Consider the following 1,673-nt stretch of genomic DNA (forward strand, 5'->3'; position numbering starts at 1 on the left):
TGAACTGCTCCCCGTCAAGTAGACAGTACAAAAAAATAAAGATCTATGAAGCGGCCTTAGCCCTATATTCAATGGGACTGAGGCCGTTTAGTTTTTTCTGTAATCGTTCGTAATTGTAAAAGCGGATATAATCATCAATGTCGTTCTTTAGCTGTTCAAAGGTCTGGTATTTATGTAAATAGTACTTTTCACATTTCAACGTTCCCCAAAAGGATTCCATAGGTCCATTATCAATACAACGCCCAACTCGTGACATGCTCTGCTTTAGCTTTGCCTTATCCAACATTCTCTTAAAACCCGGAGACGTGTACTGGAAGCCCCGATCACTATGAAGGAGCGCTTTGCTCTTTGGTGCTGCCTTTAGCGCCAACTTTAATGTTTTAAACACGAGCGGATTATTATTGGAATGCCCCAGTACATAAGAAACAATCGATTTATCATGAAGGTCGAGAATTGCGCTTAAATAGGCTTTCTGACCATGGCCATACTTAAATTCAGTGACGTCCGTCAGCCACTTTTCGTTCGGTGCTTCCGCCTGAAACTGACGGTTTAATACGTTCTCAGCAACATGTTGCGGCGTAGAATGCTCATATTTCTTTTTCTTCCTACGAATAACGGATTGAATCCCTTTTATCTTCATCAGACGATACACGCGTTTATGGTTAATCTGCTTCTCCGTTTGTCGACGCATATGCAGCGTCAATTGACGGTAACCGAAGGTGCCTTCAACCTTCTCATACAATGCCATCATGACCGCCGTCAGGTCCTGGTTCTCCAATTGACGTTGGCTAGGCTTGTGATTGAGCCACTTGTAATAACTTGACCTTGGAATCCCTGCAACCTTGCACAGAAGCTGTATGCTAAGCGATTCTGCCTGCTGCACGGCTTGGATAGCGAGGTAAATGTTTTCCTGTCGATGCCCGCTTAGCGACGCCTCCTTTGAAACTCCTGTAACTTTTTTAAAAAAGCATTCTCCGCCCGAAGCCGCTCATTTTCGTACTCCAGTTTCTTCATGGCGAGCTTTTGCTGATCGGCCTCGGTTAGCTCTTCAGGTGCCTTCGTGCGCCCTCTACCATCGCGTAAAGCGTTCTCGCCATCTGCTTCGTACTTCTTTACCCAACCATAAACTTGCTGATAAGAAACGTGATACTTTTCAACTGTTTTTTGATAGTTTCGATTTTGCGAAAGGCAATACATTACGATGTCCATTCGTTCTTCCCAAGTCGTTTTCCGTCCCTTTGTCATAGCGGCTCCGCCCCCGTTCTTATACGGTCTTAGACCGCTATGACTATTATACTTCTTAATCCAGTTTCGGAGTTGAGTACGGCTTGCCATACGGTACTTCCTTATGATTTCATTCTGTGAGTACTTTCCAGATAGATAATCTTGAACCGCCTGAAGTTTAAGTTCCGCTGAGTAGCTCTTATTCTCTGCACGACATGCTAGACCTTCGACTCCGTACAGTTTATAACGACGTTGCCATTCCTTTAAAGTACTGACGTTAATGTTATATTTACAGGCGATCTCATTACGTGATCCCTGTCCTGCTTCATGCTCCTTCAAAATGGCTAATTTCTCTTCCACACAGTACTCATTTATTTTGGACATGAAAAAACTCCCCTTGATAAACAGGTTTTATTATTTCACCTGTCTACCTAAAGGGGAGCATATCA

General features: G+C 43.6%; 1 protein-coding gene. It reads right to left on the reverse strand.

Annotated elements, in window-relative coordinates:
- Positions 1–43: 43 nt before the first annotated feature.
- Positions 44–1,608, reverse strand: a protein-coding gene (locus tag B1748_RS36160; RefSeq protein WP_087568076.1) for an IS3 family transposase whose coding sequence is annotated in 2 segments (ribosomal slippage) — positions 44–972 and positions 972–1,608 — 1,566 coding nt in all. Because the reading frame shifts where the segments join, the coding sequence is not laid out codon by codon here.
- Positions 1,609–1,673 lie beyond the last annotated feature (65 nt).

The organism is Paenibacillus sp. MY03 (assembly GCF_002165585.1).
GTDB lineage: Bacteria > Bacillota > Bacilli > Paenibacillales > Paenibacillaceae > Pristimantibacillus > Pristimantibacillus agaridevorans.